Source organism: Ruegeria sp. H6 (assembly GCF_056532975.1).
Window position 1 is genome coordinate 159,722 of sequence record NZ_JBQFOA010000005.1, and the last position, 19,229, is coordinate 178,950.

At 58.6% G+C, this 19,229-nt stretch carries 25 protein-coding genes; 12 read left to right on the forward strand and 13 right to left on the reverse strand.

Annotated features, from left to right (window positions below):
• Positions 1 to 6 precede the first annotated feature (6 nt).
• Entirely contained in the window at positions 7 to 753 is a 747-nt protein-coding gene (ubiG, locus tag ACR0AG_RS11560; protein WP_480838943.1) for a bifunctional 2-polyprenyl-6-hydroxyphenol methylase/3-demethylubiquinol 3-O-methyltransferase UbiG, read from the forward strand.
• A 60-nt stretch (positions 754 to 813) separates the two neighbouring features.
• A complete protein-coding gene (locus ACR0AG_RS11565; protein WP_480838945.1) occupies positions 814 to 1,362 on the forward strand; it encodes a hypothetical protein in 549 nt (182 codons plus the stop codon).
• A gap of 38 nt (positions 1,363 to 1,400) precedes the next feature.
• Here the strand turns inward: ACR0AG_RS11565 and ACR0AG_RS11570 are convergent, their stop codons facing one another.
• The 4 genes from ACR0AG_RS11570 to ACR0AG_RS11585 are packed head-to-tail and all read right to left on the reverse strand — an operon-like array spanning position 1,401 to position 3,747.
• Entirely contained in the window at positions 1,401 to 1,841 is a 441-nt protein-coding gene (locus ACR0AG_RS11570; protein ID WP_480838947.1) for a MarR family winged helix-turn-helix transcriptional regulator, read from the reverse strand.
• Between the two features lie 14 nt (positions 1,842 to 1,855).
• On the reverse strand, positions 1,856 to 2,686 hold the full coding sequence (locus ACR0AG_RS11575) for a carbon-nitrogen hydrolase family protein (RefSeq protein ID WP_480838949.1): 831 nt from the start codon (positions 2,684 to 2,686) through the stop codon (positions 1,856 to 1,858).
• Positions 2,686 to 2,943, reverse strand: coding sequence for a glutaredoxin 3 (grxC, locus tag ACR0AG_RS11580; RefSeq protein WP_480838951.1), 258 nt, complete (start codon positions 2,941 to 2,943; stop codon positions 2,686 to 2,688). The genes ACR0AG_RS11575 and grxC overlap by 1 nt, the downstream gene beginning before the upstream one ends.
• Before the next feature lie 39 nt (positions 2,944 to 2,982).
• Positions 2,983 to 3,747 carry a double zinc ribbon domain-containing protein gene (locus ACR0AG_RS11585; RefSeq protein ID WP_480838953.1) on the reverse strand — a complete coding sequence of 255 codons (765 nt, stop codon included), beginning with the start codon at positions 3,745 to 3,747 and terminating at the stop codon, positions 2,983 to 2,985.
• On the opposite strand from ACR0AG_RS11585, the gene ACR0AG_RS11590 reads away from it, so the two are divergent.
• Both ACR0AG_RS11590 and hemH read left to right on the forward strand, forming a co-directional pair.
• Positions 3,728 to 4,558, forward strand: a complete 831-nt coding sequence (locus tag ACR0AG_RS11590; RefSeq protein ID WP_480838955.1) for a methyltransferase domain-containing protein — start codon at positions 3,728 to 3,730, stop codon at positions 4,556 to 4,558. The two genes, ACR0AG_RS11585 and ACR0AG_RS11590, sit on opposite strands and share 20 nt — an antisense overlap.
• A gap of 55 nt (positions 4,559 to 4,613) precedes the next feature.
• Positions 4,614 to 5,663: a ferrochelatase gene (hemH, locus tag ACR0AG_RS11595; protein WP_480838957.1), complete on the forward strand. Its 1,050-nt coding sequence runs from the start codon at positions 4,614 to 4,616 to the stop codon at positions 5,661 to 5,663.
• Positions 5,664 to 5,744: 81 nt separating this feature from the next.
• Here hemH and ACR0AG_RS11600 read toward each other — a convergent pair whose 3' ends face one another.
• A complete protein-coding gene (locus tag ACR0AG_RS11600) occupies positions 5,745 to 5,927 on the reverse strand; it encodes a hypothetical protein (RefSeq protein ID WP_010442520.1) in 183 nt (60 codons plus the stop codon).
• A 139-nt stretch (positions 5,928 to 6,066) separates the two neighbouring features.
• The gene (locus ACR0AG_RS11605) at positions 6,067 to 6,666 is read right to left on the reverse strand and encodes a L,D-transpeptidase (protein ID WP_480838959.1); all 600 of its coding nucleotides are present in this window, start codon (positions 6,664 to 6,666) and stop codon (positions 6,067 to 6,069) included.
• Between the two features lie 167 nt (positions 6,667 to 6,833).
• Between ACR0AG_RS11605 and dalA the strand changes: the two genes are divergently transcribed.
• Positions 6,834 to 7,349 (forward strand): divisome-associated lipoprotein DalA, encoded by a 516-nt coding sequence (dalA, locus tag ACR0AG_RS11610; RefSeq protein ID WP_480838961.1) that lies wholly within the window; start codon positions 6,834 to 6,836, stop codon positions 7,347 to 7,349.
• A gap of 37 nt (positions 7,350 to 7,386) precedes the next feature.
• Here dalA and ACR0AG_RS11615 read toward each other — a convergent pair whose 3' ends face one another.
• The 7 genes from ACR0AG_RS11615 to ACR0AG_RS11645 form a co-directional block, all read right to left on the reverse strand.
• Entirely contained in the window at positions 7,387 to 7,851 is a 465-nt protein-coding gene (locus ACR0AG_RS11615) for a PTS sugar transporter subunit IIA (protein ID WP_480838963.1), read from the reverse strand.
• A gap of 60 nt (positions 7,852 to 7,911) precedes the next feature.
• Positions 7,912 to 8,475 (reverse strand): ribosome hibernation-promoting factor, HPF/YfiA family, encoded by a 564-nt coding sequence (gene hpf, locus ACR0AG_RS11620; RefSeq protein ID WP_170575068.1) that lies wholly within the window; start codon positions 8,473 to 8,475, stop codon positions 7,912 to 7,914.
• 251 nt (positions 8,476 to 8,726) lie between these two features.
• Positions 8,727 to 9,485, reverse strand: a complete 759-nt coding sequence (gene lptB / locus ACR0AG_RS11625; protein WP_480838966.1) for an LPS export ABC transporter ATP-binding protein — start codon at positions 9,483 to 9,485, stop codon at positions 8,727 to 8,729.
• Positions 9,485 to 9,937, reverse strand: coding sequence for an LptA/OstA family protein (locus tag ACR0AG_RS11630; RefSeq protein ID WP_480838968.1), 453 nt, complete (start codon positions 9,935 to 9,937; stop codon positions 9,485 to 9,487). The genes lptB and ACR0AG_RS11630 overlap by 1 nt, the downstream gene beginning before the upstream one ends.
• Before the next feature lie 42 nt (positions 9,938 to 9,979).
• Entirely contained in the window at positions 9,980 to 10,579 is a 600-nt protein-coding gene (gene lptC / locus ACR0AG_RS11635) for an LPS export ABC transporter periplasmic protein LptC (RefSeq protein WP_480838970.1), read from the reverse strand.
• An 11-nt stretch (positions 10,580 to 10,590) separates the two neighbouring features.
• Complete coding sequence (locus tag ACR0AG_RS11640) at positions 10,591 to 11,559, reverse strand: KpsF/GutQ family sugar-phosphate isomerase (protein ID WP_480838972.1); 969 nt, start codon at positions 11,557 to 11,559, stop codon at positions 10,591 to 10,593.
• Complete coding sequence (locus ACR0AG_RS11645; RefSeq protein ID WP_480838974.1) at positions 11,556 to 12,170, reverse strand: ribonuclease D; 615 nt, start codon at positions 12,168 to 12,170, stop codon at positions 11,556 to 11,558. The genes ACR0AG_RS11640 and ACR0AG_RS11645 overlap by 4 nt, the downstream gene beginning before the upstream one ends.
• A 213-nt stretch (positions 12,171 to 12,383) precedes the next feature.
• Between ACR0AG_RS11645 and ACR0AG_RS11650 the strand changes: the two genes are divergently transcribed.
• From ACR0AG_RS11650 to ACR0AG_RS11680, 7 genes are all read left to right on the forward strand, one after another.
• The gene (locus ACR0AG_RS11650) at positions 12,384 to 13,703 is read left to right on the forward strand and encodes an MFS transporter (protein WP_480838976.1); all 1,320 of its coding nucleotides are present in this window, start codon (positions 12,384 to 12,386) and stop codon (positions 13,701 to 13,703) included.
• Positions 13,704 to 13,751: 48 nt separating this feature from the next.
• A complete protein-coding gene (locus ACR0AG_RS11655; RefSeq protein WP_480838978.1) occupies positions 13,752 to 14,180 on the forward strand; it encodes an Lrp/AsnC family transcriptional regulator in 429 nt (142 codons plus the stop codon).
• 71 nt (positions 14,181 to 14,251) lie between these two features.
• Positions 14,252 to 14,914 (forward strand): transglycosylase SLT domain-containing protein, encoded by a 663-nt coding sequence (locus tag ACR0AG_RS11660; protein ID WP_480838980.1) that lies wholly within the window; start codon positions 14,252 to 14,254, stop codon positions 14,912 to 14,914.
• Positions 14,915 to 14,984: 70 nt separating this feature from the next.
• Positions 14,985 to 17,012 carry a flagellar biosynthesis protein FlhA gene (gene flhA, locus ACR0AG_RS11665; RefSeq protein ID WP_480839116.1) on the forward strand — a complete coding sequence of 676 codons (2,028 nt, stop codon included), beginning with the start codon at positions 14,985 to 14,987 and terminating at the stop codon, positions 17,010 to 17,012.
• Positions 17,009 to 17,776 (forward strand): flagellar biosynthetic protein FliR, encoded by a 768-nt coding sequence (locus ACR0AG_RS11670; RefSeq protein ID WP_480838982.1) that lies wholly within the window; start codon positions 17,009 to 17,011, stop codon positions 17,774 to 17,776. The genes flhA and ACR0AG_RS11670 overlap by 4 nt, the downstream gene beginning before the upstream one ends.
• 2 nt (positions 17,777 to 17,778) lie before the next feature.
• Positions 17,779 to 18,867: a flagellar type III secretion system protein FlhB gene (gene flhB / locus ACR0AG_RS11675; RefSeq protein ID WP_480838984.1), complete on the forward strand. Its 1,089-nt coding sequence runs from the start codon at positions 17,779 to 17,781 to the stop codon at positions 18,865 to 18,867.
• The gene (locus ACR0AG_RS11680; protein WP_480838986.1) at positions 18,864 to 19,220 is read left to right on the forward strand and encodes a hypothetical protein; all 357 of its coding nucleotides are present in this window, start codon (positions 18,864 to 18,866) and stop codon (positions 19,218 to 19,220) included. The genes flhB and ACR0AG_RS11680 overlap by 4 nt, the downstream gene beginning before the upstream one ends.
• The last annotated feature ends 9 nt before the right edge of the window (positions 19,221 to 19,229 follow it).

Here is a 19,229-nt window from a genome sequence, read left to right on the forward strand (position 1 = left end):
ACAGGAATGCAAGCGCATCCGAACACGGTGGACCCGTCCGAGATCGCAAAATTCGAGGCGATGGCGGCGGAATGGTGGGATCCTCACGGGAAATTCAAACCTTTGCACATGCTGAATCCGTGCCGTCTGGACTATATCACTCAGCAAATTGCCGGTGAGTTCGACCGCGATCTAAAGGCCGCGAATCCCTTCGAGGGCCTGCGCCTGCTGGATATCGGCTGCGGCGGCGGGTTGCTGAGCGAACCGATGGCGCGTCTGGGTGCCACAGTTGTTGGCGCCGACGCCGCCGAGGGCAACCTGCCCGTTGCCCGCATCCACGCGGAACAATCGGGGCTAGAGATCGACTATCGCCACACCACCGCCGAGGACATGGCCGCCGCAGGCGAGCAGTTCGACGTGGTTCTGAACATGGAGGTGGTCGAGCATGTGGCCGACCCCTTGGGTTTCCTGACGGCATCGCAGCAGTTGCTCAAACCGGGCGGGTTGCTGATCTGCTCGACCATCAACCGCAACCCGAAATCCTATGCCATGGCCATTTTCGGGGCCGAGGTCGTGATGCGCTGGCTACCGCGCGGCACGCATGAGTGGAACAAATTCATCACCCCTGATGAGCTATTCGACCTGCTGCGCCAAGCCGGGATGGAGCCGGTCGATCGCAAGGGGTTCGTCTTCAACCCGATCCTGTGGAGCTGGTCGATCTCGGACCGCGACCTGAGCGTGAATTATGTGACGGCGAGTTTGAAGCCTGGGTGAAATAGAGTTGTTATGGTCCGATTTGTGAACTGCACGCTGATGCACGCGGTAGTCTATTGCATGGTATTCATCGCTTTAGTTTTTCTCGTTAGAACTCAAGCAGCGGCGCAAGAACCAGAACTAAAAGGCAACATGGTTTGGTACGAGCACAACAGCGTTCCGTTCTTTGGATACATCACTGACTCCAGTATCACCGAAAAGGCGCTGGAAATCGTAGGCCGTTACTTAGCCGACGAAACGCAGAATGAAGACATAGTTAGAGCAACACTGTTCTCTGTCTTCATTGATACCGAACTAGTTTCGGAGACCAAATTTGTGAAGCCAAATGGTTTATTGCTCCCAATGGAAATGATGGAAACGTTCAGTCAAGCAGAGCTTCTCGATGAGGGATGCAATGTAGGTAGATTTTTTTCTGAAGACGAAACTCAGGAACGTGAGTATTCCGTTTGGCTTATTTTTAGTGGCAAAACTGAGGAGACCGATGAAATTGAATCCTGCCTTCTTTTTGCCGCTGCGGCTTCAGCTGGAATTTGGTTGGGCGAAGTTCCTGTTATGCAGACCAATGATCTGAGGCAATTTCTAGATTCAATGATCTTGGGAGTAAGGTGAATTTAGTTCCCGGCGCAGAAAAGCAGATCATTCCGCCCCTACTCCCCCTCCAACTGCAACCGCAAATCCCTCAGTACGGGCAGCGTGCTGCGGACGCGCTCCAGCCCCAGCTCTTCGACCACGCGGTTGATCAGCGGGGCAATGGACGAAATCGCCTGATCGCGGGCGCGGCGGCCGGCGGGGCTGATGGCGACCATTTTGCGACGGGCGTCGTCCCAGTCGGGGCGGATGTGGATGTATCCGGCCCATTCCAGTTTGGCCAAAGTGTTGGTCATCGCCCCGCGCGTCACGTGGAACGAGCTGGCAAGCTGCGCCGGGCTGCGCTCGCCCCCGCCATAGGCCAGATGGTTCAGCACCGAAAAATGCGAGATTTCCATGCCCTTGGGCAGCACCCTGCTCAGCCGGTTGCGCAACAATTGGTCGGCGGTCAGGATCTCGCTGAACAGCGTGACCGCAAGAGCATTTTTCTCGTCCGTCATGGTCCGGTTCTGGATCAGGGCCCGGTGATAGGCCGCACGTGGGTCAACGAGGGCACCCGGCGGCGCGCCTCGGACACAGAACTATCATCCAAATCGAAAATGTGAATGCCCGGATTGGTGCCTGCGTCGATGACGACCTCTCCCCACGGGGCGACAACCATGCTGTGGCCATGGGTGTGGCGTGTTTTGCCGCGGGTTTTGGTATGCGCGCCGGTTTGCGCCGGAGCCAGCACCCAACAACCGGTTTCGATCGCCCGCGCACGCAACAGCGATTCCCAATGGGCAGCACCTGTGACCGGCGAAAAAGCAGCCGGAACCGTCAGGATCCGCGCGCCCGCCTGCGCCAGGGCGGCATGAAGGTGCGGAAAACGGATGTCATAGCAGATGGTCAGGCCAACCTTGCCAAAATCGGTCTGCGCAATCACAGCCCGGTCGCCGGGTCGGTAGTTATTTGATTCGCGAAAGGTCTCGGTTTCGGTGACCTGCACGTCGAACATATGGATCTTGTCGTAGCGCGCGACGATCTGCCCCTGAGGGTCGATCATGAACGACCGATTGGCAAAACGCCCATCGGCGTCATGGGTTTTGATCCCCAGCGACCCGATCAGCAGCCACACCCCAAGATCAGCGGCCTGCTGCCGCAGACCCGCCAGAGTGATGTCGTCTTCTTCATGCTGCAGAACCTCGCGCTGTCGCGTCGTACTGTTGGACACGCAGTTCGTCACTTCGGGCGTCAGGATGAACTGCGCGCCCTGACCTGCGGCCTCGGCCATCATGGCGCGCACCATGTCCAGGTTTTCAGCCGGTTCGTCCGACGAGGTGATCTGCAGCAGAGCTGTCTTCATCAGGCCGCCAGCAGACGATCCAGCTTGCCCTGACGTTCAAGCTCATAAAGATCATCGCAACCGCCCACATGGGTTGAGCCGATGAAGATCTGCGGCACGGTGCGTTTGCCGCCCGCACGCTTGATCATCTCGGGCTTGCGCTTGGGATGTGTCAGGACGTTAACTTCCGTGAACTCCACGCCTTTTTGTTTCAGCAGGCGCTTGGCCGCGTGACAGAAGCCGCACAACGGTGAGCTATAGATTTCTACCGGTTTCATATTCCGTTCCCTTTCGGATTTCGCGCAATCTTGAGGGAATTAGGCGTCCTTGGCAACGCGTGCCAGTACCAACACGAAAATATGATTTGCCCCGGCCGCCAAACAGGTTTGCGCACAGGCTGATAAGGTCGCGCCCGAGGTCATGACATCGTCCACCAGCAATACGTCGCGACCGGGTATCCGGGCGGACTGTCTGGGATGCGAAGAGATTACGTTCGCCAAAATTTCGGACCGTTCAGCCGCAGTCTTTCCGTCCAGAACCGGGGTCTTTTGGCGGCGCAGCAACAGGTCCGGGCAGACCTCAAACCCTGTTTCCCGCGCCAGATGCCCAGCCAGCAAGGCTGATTGGTTGTAGCGACGTTTGATCAGCCGGGTCCAATGCAGGGGCACCGGTGCGATCAACATATCAGTACGCAGCAGATCCCGGCCCGCACGCGCCATCCATTTTGCAGCCGGTCGCGCCAATTCAGGCCGGTCGCCATGTTTCAACGCCAGAATCAGCGACCGGGCACGACCGTCATACAACAGGGCCGCACGCCCATCGTCCCAAGGCCGAGGCGTTTTCAGGCAATCGTCACAGTCGATCCGGAACCCATCCTGTGCGCCGGGCAGCGGCACACCACAGCTTTCGCAGACTGTGCCGCCTATGAATGGCGTTTCGCGCCAGCATGCACCACAAAGGCCGAAATCGGATTCCGTCAGCGCGCCGCACCCCATGCAACGCGGAGGGTAGAGCAACTCGACAGCGGTTTGAATCCGCTGCCGGATGCGATAGGTGCGGCCTATGAAACTGCCTGCGTCCAATACGCCCTCATTGTTTGACCGGTCCTGTCTGGCCCGCCACCGTGCGCGTGTTCTCAAAGAGGCCCTGTTCCTGCACGAGGCCGCCATCGACGAGGTGCAGGATCGCCTCACTATGGTTAACAGGACCTTTACAGCACCCGCTGTTGTGACCCCTTTCCCCGGCCTCTGGGACAGCGTGCTGCCAGGCGCCCGGATCGTGGCGGATGATGAGGTTCTGGACTTTGAGCATGGCGCGCATGATCTGGTCATTCACGCGATGACCCTGCATTGGGCCAATGACCCGGTGGGCCAGCTGATCCAGTGCAACCGGGCGCTCAGGCCAGATGGTCTGTTGCTGGTTGTCTGTCTGGGCGGCGAAACTCTGCACGAATTGCGCGCCGCTTTGGGACAGGCCGAGATTGAGGTCTCCGGCGGTCTGAGCCCGCGTATCTCGCCCATGGCGGAGCTTCGTGATCTGGGCGGGCTGCTGCAACGTGCCGGGTTTGCCTTGCCCGTGGCAGACAAGGCGACGCTGAAGGCCGAATACCGGGACATCCACCACCTGATGCATGATCTGCGCCATATGGGTGAAACCAATGCGCTGTCGGACCGGTTGAAACGCCCCACCCGCCGGGCTGTGTTCAACCGGGCGCAAGAAATTTACCAGGCGCATTTCGCCACCCCCGCCGGTCGGCTGACCGCAACCTTCGATCTGATCTGCCTGACAGGGTGGTCGCCGGATGAAAGCCAACCCAAACCGCTGCGACCCGGATCTGCCCGGGAACGGCTGGCGGACGCTCTTGGAACGACCGAAGGCAAACTGTCCGATTGACGCGCGGACAATTCCCTTTATCTCAGGCCGGAACACAAAATTCAGGAAGCTTCAAATGTTTGACGCCACTCGCCCCGCGCATGCACCTGCGGATCACCCGAAAGTCAAAATGGGGCGCGTCGGCATTCTGCTGGCCAATCTTGGCACGCCGGATGACTACACCTACTGGCCGATGCGGCGGTATCTGAACGAGTTTCTGTCGGATCAGCGCGTCATCGATTATCCCAAGTGGAAATGGCAACCGATCCTGCAAGGCATCATCCTGACGAAACGACCCTTTAGCTCGGGTGAGGCGTACAAGTCGATCTGGAACCACGACAAGGGCGAAAGCCCGTTGATGACAATCACCAAAGACCAGACCGCAAAGCTGCGCGATGCCATGCAGGCGCGCTTTGGCGATCAGGTTCTGGTCGAGTTCTGCATGCGCTATGGTAATCCGTCCACCAAGTCCAAGGTACGTGAAATGGTGGCCGCGGGCTGTGACCGTATCCTGTTTTTCCCGCTTTACCCGCAATATGCCGGGGCCACGACGGCCACCGCCAACGATCAGTTCTTCCGCGCATTGATGGAAGAAGCCTGGCAACCGGCCAGCCGCACGGTTCCGGCCTATTTCGACGAACCCACCTATATCGACGCGCTGGCCGGATCGGTCGAGACGGCCTATGCAACGATGGAGACAAAGCCGGATATTCTGGTCTGTTCATACCACGGGATGCCAGAGCGGTATCTGATGCAGGGTGATCCCTATCACTGCCAATGCGCAAAAACCTCGCGCCTGTTGAAAGAACGGCTAGGTTGGGCGGATGATCAACTGATCTCAACCTTCCAGTCCCGATTCGGGCCGGAAGAATGGCTGAAGCCTTATACGGTGGATCACGTCGCCGAACTGGCACGGCAGGGCAAAAAGAACATCGCGGTCATTGCCCCTGCGTTCTCCGCCGATTGCATCGAAACGCTGGAAGAGATCAACGAAGAGATCAAAGAAAGCTTTGAAGAGGCCGGCGGCGAAACCTTTACCTATATTCCCTGCCTGAATGATCAGGACGCACATATTGAGGCGCTTGGAAAAGTGATCGAAGACAACCTGCGCGGCTGGCTTGACTGACTACGGGCTCTGAGCCACGCGCAGACGCATAAAAAAGGCGGTGGAATGCTCCACCGCCTTTTCTTTGAAAGTCTCGTCGACTTAGCTTGCTGCAACAGCTGCGGCAACAACAACCAGCAGGATCAGCGGCAGGATGATACCCTGCGACGAACCCTGGGTTTCTTCGACAACAACAGGTGCTTCAACAACCGGCTCTTCCAGGTTGCCCGCATATGCGGTCGAAGCAGCAGCGGTCAGTGCAGCAGCGAGAACGAGTTTCTTCATATTAACCTCCAGAATTTGCACGGTTCCAGATTTCGAAACCGCACATCTAAGACTTACCTCGTGAGTTTTTCTAATCAGCTATGCCCATGGATTGCAATTGTAACTTGCGTCATAAGCGGCTTCGCGCGCCAAAATGTCGTCAAATTAGCAACACTTGCGTGCCGACGTTTGCCATACCAAAGAGCTCGGCGATGTCTTCATTGAACAAACCGATGCAGCCATTGGACGAACGGCGCCCGATTTTACGCGTATCGTGGGTTCCGTGGATACGATAGTATTTCCAACTCAGATATAAAGCGTGTGTTCCCAACGGGTTATCCGGACCCGGCGGAATGTAATCGGGCCATTCCGGGTTGCGCTTTTTCATCGAAGGTGTCGGCGCCCAGCTAGGTCCTTCGACTTTGCGGATCACGCTGGTGCGCCCGCGGCGGGTCAATTCTTCGGTCAGTGGCACCGAAGAAGGGTAGAGTTTGTACACAGATTGGTCATCTGACCAATAATGAAGCGCCCGCGACACGGTATCGACCAGAATGGCGCCGTTATTTGTGTTTGAGAAATAGGGGCGCCAGTCCAGCGCGCGAAATCCCGACACATTGCGGCGCACTTCGGGCTCTGGCTCGGGCGCAGGGCGCAGGGGATCACCAGGAATGTACTGCGCAATCGCAGGGGAGGCGAGGCTGGCAGCAGCACCCGCCATGAACCCGCGGCGGGACGTGTTGGAAAAGAGTTTCTTGACCATGGCAACTGGCCTTTCTTCAGAAAACGCTAAAATCCGGCACATTTTATGGCCAGAATGCTTCAGTCGCAAACCAAACCGGCAGAATCACGCAAGCTTCGGCGATTGTGCATTTGCTACAGGGCCTAAGGCAGGCTATTTCCGTGTTTGACACAATATGCAGGCCCATCATGACGCGTATTCTCTCCTTTCTCATTGTTTGTCTAGTCGCCCTTGCGGCGTGTACCGATTCGCGGACGACCGCGATCGGGGCAGATGGCAGACCTTTGCCAACCGTGTATAAGATTCGCGGCAACCCCGAGAAATTGCAGTTCCGCATGCTGGATTCGGTGAACGCGCTGCGCCAGGCATCCGGGCTGCAACCGGTGCAGTTGAACGCACAACTGAACGCGGCCGCAGCAACGCATTCCAAGGACATGGCCCGGCAAAACCGCCCCTGGCATTTCGGATCAGACGGGTCCTCACCTTTGGATCGCGCCGCACGGGTCGGATATTACGGAACGTTCCTGGGCGAGGCGATTTCGGAAACCTATGAGACCGAAACCGAAACCCTGGCTGCCTGGATGCAGGAACCCGGCCCCCGCGCCGTCATCATGGACCCGCAGGCCACGCAAATGGGCTTTTCCTGGCATCAGGAAAACGGCGGTAAAATCTGGTGGACGTTGGAAATGGGAACGGGCGGCTAAACCCCGCCCGGTATTGGCAAAGGCCCCTGTCGGGCCTTTAAGCCGCCTGCACCGACTGTGCCTCGGTCAGGATCGCATAGAGCTTGACGGGATCGGGATTGGCTCGCAGCTTGGTGCAAACGGTTGTTTCACGCAAAGTGCGCGACACCAAAGCCAATGCTTTGAGGTGTTCAACGCCTGCGTCTTCGGGCGCGAACAGCGAAAACGCCAGATCCACGGGCTGACGATCGACGGATCCGAAATCAATCGGTTTTTCCAGCAGAACAAACACACCTGCAACAGCTTCGATCTCGGGAAGCCGCGCATGCGGCAGTGCAACCCCGTGTCCAACGCCGGTCGGACCCAGGCTTTCCCGGTCCTGCAGGCTGTCGACAATGGCCTGTGCATCCAGACCAAGCGTCACAGCGGCAACGTCACCGATTTCCTGAAACAGACGCTTCTTGCTGGAAGCGGCTGACAGGACACGTACCGCCTCGGGCTTTAGTATGCTCGAAAGCTCCATGATCATGCTCCATGGCACAGCCCCTGCCGAAACAGGGGCGCACCTTGCTATCCTTGCCTGCTACGGATCGATCCAGCCGATGTTACCATCTTCTCGACGATACACGACATTCAACCCGTCCTTGCCTTCGTTTCGGAACACAAGCACCGGGGCACCTGCCAGTTCCATCTGCATGACGGCTTCACCTACACTCAGCGATGGGATCTTGGTTTCCATCTCAGCCACAATCATAGGCTGTAGCGATTCTGGCTCGTCCGCCGTCTCCGATTCGTCAGAGGCGAGGATATAGGAGGACGCGCCAAAGAGTTCAACCGGCTCGGAACGATCCTTGTGATGGTCCTTCAGGCGACGCTTATAACGGCGCAACTGTGTTTCCATCTTGTCACAGCACCCTTCAAACGCGGCATAGATTTCCGTGGCGTGCGCCTTGGCCTGCGCTGTAAGGCCGGTGGATAAATGTACTGTTGTTTCGCATACATATTCATGCGCTGAACGGGAAAAGACGACGTTGGCGTCGGTGGGCCGCTGGGCGTATTTGCCCACAACCTCACCCAGTTCGGTCTGCACATGGGTCTGCAGGGCCGCACCGATGTCGATCTGTTTTCCGCTTATTTGGTAACGCATGTGATCTCCTTCACAATTCACACCCATTGTGACGTTGCGTCGTGCAACGAACTTGTTTTTATCGGGTGGGGGGTATTGGCCTATTCTGCGGTAGCCGTGAAGCAGGCCCTTCGACGAAGGGACATCGCGATCCAGACTGGAACCGAAAAATTGCCATACCCCAATTGAGCCAAGAGGCAGCGGAAGAGTCAATCAAAACAGACGTGTATATACGCGATTTCCCGAAACGCCCGGCGCAAATCCGCGCAAGCTTATGAAATACGGAAGTTTTCGCCCAGGTAAACACGGCGCACGTTTTCATTCTCGACCACTTCGTCCGGGGTACCGGACATCAGAACCTGACCGTCATGCAGGATATAGGCCCGGTCCACAATTTCCAGCGTTTCGCGCACGTTGTGGTCGGTGATCAGCACCCCGATGCCCCGTTTTTTCAAATCCGCGACCAGATGGCGAATATCGCCAACGCTGATCGGGTCGACACCGGCAAAAGGTTCATCGAGCAACAGATATTTCGGATCCGCGGCCAGACAGCGTGCAATTTCGACCCGGCGGCGCTCGCCACCCGACAGGGCCAGCGCGGGGGCACGGCGCAGATGTTCGATCGAGAAGTCCGACAGCAGCTCTTCCAGCCGTTCTTTGCGGCGGTGCGGGTGATCCACCGTGATGTCGAGAACCGCTGAGATATTGTCTTCGACACTCATGCCCCGGAAAATCGACATCTCTTGCGGCAGATACCCAATGCCCATGCGCGCGCGGCGGTACATCGGCAGGGTGGTCACGTTCTGCCCATCCAGCGTGACGGTTCCGGCCTCGGGAAAAACCAACCCTGCGACAGCATAGAACGTTGTCGTCTTGCCTGACCCGTTTGGGCCCAACAGGGCCACAACTTCGGACCGGTCCAACGTCATGGACACATCGCGGATCACGGTCTTTTTCCGGTAAGACTTGCGAAGCTTTTCGATTTTCAGGCCAGAGGATCCGTCAGCCACGGACAGGTGCGGACGGTCCATCAATTTCCACCCGGCTGCAGAATGGTTTTGACGCGACCCGACATGGTGGCCGTTCCCGAGGTCAGGTTTGCCGTCATCTGATCGCCGCTGATGATGCTGGGCCCTTGGGTCAGCAGCACATTGCCCTTCATGTTGATGACGCCTGAATCAATCGTGTATTCGGCCCAATCCCCCTCAGCCGCATCCGGCGGGCTGACGAGGACCACGTTATCCGTGGCCTCCATCCGTTCGATGGCCGAACGTTCCTGATTGTAGATGACCAGTACGCGATCCGCGGTCAGGCGCATCTCGCCCTGGATCACGATCACATTGCCCAGAAATTCGGCCGAACCGTCCTCTTGATTGACGTTCAGCGTTTCAGACGTGACCTCGACAGGAAGGCTGGGATCGGCATTGGCAGAGCCAAAGGCCACCTGTGCCTCTTGCGCGGATGCCGCGATGGACCCAAACATCAAGGCAGTACTTACTAAGGCGACACGCAAATCAAACACAGGTTATCTTTCAACTTTCTGAGGCTCGTATATCAGCTTAACGCCGTCTGTAAAAAGAATATGGACCGGTCCGTCCGTTTTTTCAGTCCCAAACGTCATGCGACCTGCTGTAAATTCGCCGATTGGGCCGGTTCCATCAACCTGACCCGGCGTATTTCCGCGAATTTCATCCAAAGATGTGTTCAACAGGTCCGTGGTGACCTGAATGCCATCAGCGGTGGTGATGACCACATCGCCGACAAAGGTTGCGGTGCCCTTGTCAGGCCGGATCGTGCCTGAATTTGAGATCATCGTGATCTCACCACCATTGCTCAGGCCGAAACGACCCTGAATCTCGGCCGCTGTCGGGTCGGCACCGTCGCGGCCCTGATTGGCCCGGCGTGCCTCGACCCGGACCTCTTCGCCCTTGCGGGTCACACCCTTATAGTCGGGGTTGGTGATCACCTGATCGGACAGACGCTCATCAATCGCCTCGCGCGAGAACGGCACCGAGACATTGGTCTCGATACTGCGGGACAACAGGAAAACGGTCGCCAGAAGGAAGATCGCAGCAAGCGGCAACAGCACTTTGAACAGCTGAACCATGCGGGAATAGCGATCCACCTCGGCCCCCTTTATCCCAATCCGACGCGCAGACAGTCGTGTATGTGCAGAATGCCCTCGGCCCGGCCACTCGAGGCCGGGTCGATGACAAACAAGCAGGTGATCTTGGGCGTCTGCATGGTCATCAACGCAACAGCGCCTTCGGCCAATTCATCCGGGCCGATAGTGCGGGGGTTTTCGGTCATGACCTGATCGACGGTCAAATCCAGCAGACCCTTCATGTGGCGCCGCAAATCCCCGTCGGTGACGATGCCCAGCAGGCGGCCATCTTCGTCGGTGACACCGACCACACCAAAGCCCTTTTGGCTCATGACCAGCAACGCCTCGCTCATAGGGGTGCCGGTCTCAACCACAGGCGTGTCCGTATGCATCAGGTCGCGCACTTTGCTCAGCTGCGCGCCCAGCTTGCCGCCGGGGTGGAAATCGCGAAAATTCTCGGGCCGAAAATCACGGTATTTCATCAGCGCAATCGCCAGCGCGTCGCCCATCGCCAGCGTCAGCGTGGTCGAGATCGAGGGCACCATGCCAAACCCGCAAGCCTCGCCCAGCGCAGGGATCAGCAGATGCACGTCTGCCTGTTTCATAAGCGTGCTTTCGGGTTTGCTGGAGAGCCCGATCAGCGGGATGCCGAACCGGCGGGTAAAGACCAGCAGGTTCGCCAGCTCAGGCGCCTCGCCCGAATTCGAGATGGCCAGAACCACGTCGCCTTTCGACACCATACCCAGATCGCCATGGCTGGCCTCGGCCGGATGCACGAAATAGGCAGGGGTTCCGGTGCTGGCCAGCGTCGCCGCGATCTTGTGACCGATATGGCCCGACTTGCCGATGCCGCTGACAATGATGCGACCCGTGGCATTCAGGATCAGGTCAACGGCTTCGGCAAACTGCGCATCAAGGCCGTCAGCCAACACATCCAGCGCGCGGGCTTCATCGGTGATAACCTGCTTTGCCGTTTTGAGAAATGAGTCCGGATCTGTCATGAGTGTGCAAAAATATCGGTTTCGGGCCAGCCTGCGAGGTCAAGCTTCGCACGCATCGGCAAGAAGTCAAAACAGGCCTGCGCCATTTCACTGCGCCCTTCGCGGGCCAGCCGACCATCCAGCGCCTCGCGCAGCCGGTGCAGGTACAACACATCCGAGGCGGCATAATCCAACTGTGCCTCTGTCAGGTTCTCGGCACCCCAATCGCTCATCTGCTGTTGTTTCGAGATATCGACACCCAGCAACTCCTGGCACAGGTTCTTGAGGCCATGCCGATCCGTATAGGTGCGCACCAGACGGCTGGCGATCTTGGTACAATAGACCGGTGCCGCCAGTGCACCAAATGTGTGATACATCGCGGCAATATCGAACCGGCCAAAGTGAAACAGCTTTAGCACGTCGGGGTTTTCCAGCATCGCACACAGGTTCGGCGCCGCGGTCTGACCCTGTTCAACTTGCACAATGTGGCTGTTTCCGTCGCCGCCCGACATCTGGATCACACACAGGCGGTCGCGATGAGGGTTCAGACCCATGGTCTCGCAATCGATGGCGACGACAGGGCCCAGATCCAACCCGTCCGGCAGATCGCGTTTGTACAGGTGGTTCGCCACTTCGCATTCCTTTGTGCAGTTTCGACCCCGAGATAAGAGGTTTGTCGCACAAACTCAACGCCGTGCAGACATGGCCCGGCAAGGGGTGGCAATTCTTGACACATTCCGAACCGCGCGGATAGGCAGGAAGACGCGTATGTGCTGCGCGATGACCCCAACCGACCGGTCACAAAATCCGGTCCTCAGGCCCTCATATATTTGGCAGAATACCCTATGCTCAGTGTTCTTAAAAACCGAACCTACCGTCATCTCTTTCTGGCACAGATCGTGGCCCTGACCGGTACAGGGCTGGCCACAATCGCGCTGGGACTGCTGGCCTTTGATCTGGCCGGCCAAGCGGCGGGCCTTGTGCTTGGCACCGCGCTGACGATCAAGATGGTGGCCTATGTGACGGTGGCACCGCTTGCGGCTGCCTTTGCTGAACGGGTGGATCGTCGAAAGCTGCTGGTAACGCTGGATCTTGTGCGCGCCGCGGTTGCCCTGTGTCTGCCCTTTGTCACCGAGGTCTGGCAGGTCTATATTCTGATTTTCATTCTGCAATCCGCCTCTGCCGGGTTCACGCCTGCGTTTCAGGCCACCATCCCCGACGTTCTGACCGATGAGGACGACTATACCAACGCCTTGTCGCTGTCCCGTCTGGCCTATGACATGGAAAGCCTGCTCAGCCCGATGCTGGCAGCTTTGCTGTTGCTGGTGGTCAGTTTTGATACACTGTTCATCGGGACCAGCTTTGGATTTGTGGCCTCGGCGCTGTTTGTCGTCTCGGTCCTGCTGCCGTCGCCAAAACCAAGCGAGCCGCGCGGTGTCTATGACCGGACAACGCGCGGCATCCGCATCTATCTGAAAACGCCCCGGCTGCGCGGGCTTCTGGCGCTCAGCTGGGCAGCCGCGTCGCTGAGCGCGATGGTCATCGTCAACACTGTGGTCATCATTCGCAGCGACATGGCGCTGCCCGAAAGCGCGGTGGCGATTGCGCTGGCCGGATTTGGAGGCGGGTCCATGGTTGCCGCTTTTGCTCTGCCACGCATTCTGCAGCAGGTCCCGGACCGCCGGGTCATGATTTCCGGCGCTGTCTTCGCCACGGGTACCATGGGTTTTGCTGCGGTCACCTCGGCCCTGATGCCGTTATCGTTGCCGCTACTGACACTCTTCTGGGGCTGCGTCGGTTTTGGCTATTCGGCAACCTTGACCCCATCGGGGCGGCTGTTGACACGGTCGGCGCATCCCGAGGACCGCCCGGCACTGTTTGCGGCGCAGTTCACCCTGTCGCATGCCTGCTGGCTGGTGCTCTATCCGACGGCAGGGTACCTGATGACCAGCTTTGGGGCCACCACAGCACTGGGCGTCATGGCGGTGTTCGCCATGTTTGGCATCGCCTGGGTGTTTGTCGTATGGCCGCGCTCCGAGAGCCGCGACATTGCCCATGAACACCCCGATCTGCCCCGTGATCACCCACATCTGGTCGGCAAAATCCCCCATGCGCATCCGATCATCATCGACAAATTGCACCCCAGCTACCCGCGCAAGTCTTGAGCCCGGCCCGCAACCCGTCCTAAACCAAGGTAAATAACCGGAGTCCCAATGGATCAGCTGGATCGCCGTATCATTGCGGCATTGCAACATAACGCGCGCGCCTCGACAACACAGATCGCGGCGCAACTGGATGTGGCACGCACCACCGTACACGAGCGGATCAAACGTCTGGAAGAACGCGACGTGATCGCGGGTTATTCGGTCCGCTTGCGTGAAACCGAAGACGCGCCGAAGGTTCAGGTGATCGTCCTGCTGGAAGTGCAGCAAAAGGAAACGACGCGCATCATCAAGCGGCTTGAGGCCTACCCGGAGGTTAAACTGTGCCTGTCAATCAACGGCGATTTCGACCTGTTGCTTTCGGCCGAGGCCCCGCGGATCGAGGACCTCGATATCCTCGTGGATGAGTTGGCCAAGATACCCGGGGTTCTCCGCACCAACACCAGCGTCGTGTTCGGAAGGCGCATCGATCGAAACTGATCGTCGATAACAGAATGTAAACCCAATACCGGCTAGCTTGCCCGCAGAACCACAATTCTCGGGTCGGCAGAATGCCAAACCACTGTATCGTTGTTGCCCTCATCCTTCTGAACCTGTGTGCGGCCCTGCCCGCAGCGGGCTTTACCGGCGCGCCTATGGGTATTTGCGACCGGGCGGCTCGGCAGGCTGCACAACGCGAAGGCGTGCCATTGGATGTCCTGCGGGCGGTAACGCGGGTGGAAACCGGGCGCACGCAGGACGGTCGACTGGAACCCTGGCCCTGGACCATCAACGTTCGTGGCAAAGGCTATTGGTTCGCGTCCGAGGCTGAGGCGAAATCCTATGTTTTCAATATCTTCAAGGCGGGTGAGCGCAGCTTTGACATCGGGTGCTTCCAGATCAATTATCATTGGCATGGGCGGGCCTTTTCGTCGATTGACGAGATGTTCGATCCCGGCGCAAACGCCGCCTATGCCGCCCGGTTTCTGAATCAGCTTCATGCCGAGCTTGGCAATTGGACCGCAGCAGTGGGCGCCTACCATTCCCGCACGCGTGAATTGGCGCAGGCATATACCGGGCGTTATGAAACCGTTCTGGCTCAGCTTGATGGCGGCGCAGGTCCGCCTGCAACAGGGCAACTGATCCCGCTTGGGCCCACGACCTCCGGTTCCGGGACCATGGGCTCTCTGGTGCCGGTTGGTGATGCCACCGTTGCTTTCATTGCATTCAACTAGGACCTTTTACGTGCCACGCATCGACATACGAACCCTGTTCTCTCCGACAGTTCTGCTGGCTCTGGCGCTGATGACGGTCATCGTCATGATGATCCTGCCGATGCCGGCGTGGGTACTGGATGTCGGGCTTGCCACATCCTTTGCACTGGCCATCCTGATCTTCACGCTGACCCTGTTCATCGAACGGCCACTGGATTTTTCTGCGTTTCCGACGATACTGCTGGCCTCACTGATGCTGCGGCTGTCGTTGAATGTTTCGTCAACCAAGCTGATCATCGGGCAGGGGCACACGGGCACCAATGCCGCCGGTGACGTGATCGAGGGTTTTGCCCAATTCGTCATGGGCGGCAGCATCTTTCTTGGCCTTGTGGTGTTCGGCGTTCTGCTGATCGTGAACTTCATGGTCATCACCAAAGGTGCCGCCCGCATGGCCGAGGTTGGCGCGCGGTTCGCGCTGGACGGGATGCCCGGCAAGCAGCTGGCCATCGACAGCGACATGTCCGCAGGCGCCATTGACCACCAACAGGCCAAGGAACGGCGCGAGCGGGAACAGCAGGAAACAACCTTTTTTGGCTCGTTGGACGGCGCGTCCAAATTTGTCAAAGGCGACGCTGTTGCCGGGTTGCTGATCACTTTGCTGAACCTTGTCATGGGGTTGATCATGGGTGTGATCGTGCATGGAATGCCGATCCAATCCGCGTTTGAGACCTATGCGATTCTGACGGTTGGCGATGGGCTGGTTTCGCAAATTCCCGCCGTGATCATTTCGATCGCTTCGGCGTTGTTGCTGGCCCGCGGGGGCACTCAGGGCGCCACAGATAATGCCATCTTCTCGCAACTTGGACGCCACCCTGCCGCTTTGGGGACAGTGGCCATTCTGATGGTGCTTTTTGCACTGGTCCCCGGGCTGCCCTTTTTGCCCTTCATTCTGGGGGCCGGGGTCTTGGGCTACGCTGCCTACCACGTATACCGGCAGCAAAGGGCACAGGCGGAAACCCCGGAAAGCAACACCCAAGAGGACGACATTCCGACGCCACAAGCCATCGGGGACATCCTGGACCTCGACGATGTGCATCTGGAGTTCGCACCCGATCTGGTCAGCATGGTTTTGAACCCCGGCACAGGTCTGGACGCGCGGATTGCAAACATGCGCACTTATGTGGCCTCGACCTTTGGCCTCATCTTACCCGAAATCCGCCTGACCGACCGCGCCGATTTGCCCACCGGGACGTATGTCATCCGGGTTCAGGGCGTCGAACAGGCACGCGGCGTCCTGAATCCTGATCTGGTTCTTGCACTGCTGCAGGACAATCTGGATCTTCTGCCCGAAGGAACAGATGTCACCGAACCCGTCTATGGCGCACCAGCACGCTGGATACTGCCCAAAGATCAAGAGGCCGCCGCCCTCAGCGGGGCCACGATTGTTTCACCGCCCGAAATCCTCGCGACCCATCTGCTTGAGATCATCAAACAGAATTTCTCGCGCCTGTTGACGCTGAAATCCCTGCGCCAGCTGCTGTCCGAGATGACGCGCCTCAGCGATCCGATCCGGGCCGAAGCCAATCGGAAACTGCTGGACGAGCTGATCCCGGACAAGGTGCCGATTGACACGCTGCACGCGGTTCTTCGACTGCTGCTGGACGAAAAAGTATCGATCCGCAACATGGCGCTGATCCTCGAAACCGTAGCCGAAGCCCGCCTCAGCACCACCCAGCCCGAAGGCATTTGCGAACTTGTGCGCCACCGTCTGGGCTTTCAGCTAGTGTCCGAGATGAAGCGCGAAGACGGCACCATCCCCCTGGTCCAGCTTGCCCCTGAATGGGAGGATACCTTCGCCACCTATCAGATGGACACGCAAAACGCCGGTCTCGACGTGGCCCTGCCCCCGGACCTGTTCAACAAACTCGCCGATGGCGTCGCGGATACGGTCGCGCGCTCGACCGACCATGGGGTGTTTCCGGCCGTGGTCACAACCTCGCGCAGGCGCAGATTGCTGCGCACAATCATGCACGCCCGCGGCATTGCCAATCCGGTCTTCTCTTTCGAGGAAATCGGGCTGGAGGCGCGGCCTTCACTGGTTGGAACGGTGCCCGCGTGATCGCATTGTCACCAGGGCTGCTGGATCAGGTCGGGGGCGGGCTGTGGCACATGTTCATCGTGTTTCTGCGCGTAGCTGCTTTGGTTTCGCTCCTGCCAGCCTTTGGTGAGCGCAACATCCCGGTGCGGGTGAAACTGGGCGTGGCGGTGGCCTTTGCGTTGATTGTCGCGCCTGCGGTTTCAACGGGCACGACGTCACCCAGCATTCAAAACATGGTTGCGCTGATCCTGACCGAAACGCTGATTGGCCTGCTCTTTGGCATCGGCTTGCGCCTGTTTGTGCTGGCGATGCAGACGGCGGGCTCTATCGCGGCTCAGGCGACCTCGCTGTCGCAGATTCTGGGCGGGGCGGCGACCGAGCCGGTCCCGGCCATGAGCCATTTTCTGACCCTTGCCGGGCTGGCTCTTGCCGTCCTGATGGGATTGCATATCAGCGTCGCGCAGTTCCTGATCCACACCTATGCCATGATGCCAGTTGGTACGGTCCCTTCGGCACCGCATCTGCCCCAATGGGGCGTCACACAGGTGTCGCGCAGTTTCGGCCTGGCCTTTGCGCTGGCTGCTCCGTTTGTCATCGCCTCGTTGATCTACAACCTCGCGCTGGGCGTGATCAACCGTGCCATGCCGCAGCTGATGGTTGCCTTCGTCGGCGCGCCTGCCATCACCTTTGCCGGCCTGTTTCTGCTGTTTGCAGGATCACCCCTGATCCTGTCGGTCTGGTCTGACGCCCTGTTTTCCTTTTTGCAGAACCCGGTAGGCAATTAGCCATGAGCGGAGCTGACGACGACAGCGACAAGTCATTCGAGCCGACGCCCCAGAAGCTGCAAAAGGCGCGGGATAAGGGCGAGATTGCCAAATCTACTGATCTGTCGGTTGTTGCCGCCTATGCCGGACTGATGATCGCGCTGTTTGCCGCAGGTCCGTACCTGGGCACTCAATTGGGTCAGGTCTTTGCGGTTCTGCTGGACCAACCCGAAGAGCTCGCGCGCCTTGTCATCGATGGCCCTGCGGCCGGGCCTGTCGGTGGCGTGCTTGGGTCCACCTTGCCGCCTTTGGCCATCCTGTTGGCCACGCCAGCGGTGGCCGTTCTGCTCAGCCTGCTGGCGCAAAGGGCGTTGGTATTTACACCCAGCAAGCTGAAACCCAAACTGTCGCGTATTTCCGTCCTGTCGAACGCCAAAAACAAATTCGGACGCGGCGGGCTGTTCGAGTTTGCCAAGAGTTTCGTCAAACTGCTGATCTACGGCATCATCCTGACCCTGTTCCTGAAGTGGAACCTGGACGAGATCCTGTCAGCCAGCGCCGCACCTGCGCAATCATCGATTGTTTTGCTTTCCAATCTGTTGATGCGGTTTTTGTTCATCGTGATCGCAATCGCGCTGGCGATTGGGATCATCGACTACCTCTGGCAACAGGCCGAACATATTCGCAAAAACCGCATGTCCCGCAAGGAAATACAGGACGAAACCAAGGATGCCGAAGGCGACCCGCATGTCAAACAGCAGCGGCGTCAACGCGCGCAGGAAATCGCCTCGCATCAGATGATGGCCGATGTTCCCAAGGCCGATGTGGTGATCGTCAACCCGACCCATTATGCGGTGGCTTTGCAATGGTCCCGGGCGATGGGGTCGGCACCGGTCTGCGTCGCCAAAGGGGTGGATGAGGTGGCTGCCGCCATCCGGGAAAAAGCCGCCGAGGCAGGCGTGCCCTTGCATTCGGACCCTCCAACCGCGCGCGCCCTTCATGCAACCGTTGAGATCGGATCTGAGATCGCGGAAGAGCACTACAGACCCGTGGCGGCCGCGATCTGGTTCGCCGAGGCCATGCGAAAACGCGCGAAAGGGCAGATCAGATGAAACGTGATCGATTAAAGCAGCTTGAGACCCTCACCGAAGCCGTGTTCCGCAAGGAGTTTCAGACCCTCGCGCCCATATTGCAGAAAGAGGCCAACCTGACCGGACAGCTCGCAAAACTGGATGAACAGAACCTCGAAGCTCGTCACGCCGCCCAGGGTATTCGCGGCTATTCCACAACCGGAACGGATGTTTTGTGGCTGAGTTGGTCCTCGGCGACAAGACGGCAACTGAATACAGAGTTGGCTCGGGTACGGTCCCAGAAACTGACCGCGCTTGATCAGGTGCGGCAGGCCTTCGGGCGCCAGCAGGCAGTGGCAGCGTTGCTAGCGCAGAAACCGCGAAAGCGACATTGAAACCGGGCG